1 rRNA gene is annotated in these 230 nt (G+C 53.5%); it reads left to right on the top strand.

Going from position 1 to position 230, the window contains the following annotated elements:
• Window positions 1-16 precede the first annotated feature (16 nt).
• A 16S ribosomal RNA gene (locus tag H5114_RS20785) occupies window positions 17-230 on the top strand; the annotation flags it as partial.

Genomic DNA, 230 nt, shown 5'->3' with positions numbered 1-230 from the left:
AAGATTCAAAAAACTTTAATTGAAGAGTTTGATCATGGCTCAGATTGAACGCTGGCGGCAGGCCTAACACATGCAAGTCGAGCGGTAACACAAGGGAGCTTGCTTCTGAGGTGACGAGCGGCGGACGGGTGAGTAATGCCTAGGGATCTGCCCAGTCGAGGGGGATAACAGTTGGAAACGACTGCTAATACCGCATACGCCCTACGGGGGAAAGGAGGGGACCTTCGGGC

Source organism: Shewanella sp. SR43-8 (genome assembly GCF_014163775.1).
Lineage (GTDB): Bacteria > Pseudomonadota > Gammaproteobacteria > Enterobacterales > Shewanellaceae > Shewanella > Shewanella vesiculosa.
The sequence above is the reverse complement of the archived record's forward strand: the minus strand, read 5'-3'. Positions and strand labels throughout refer to the sequence as shown.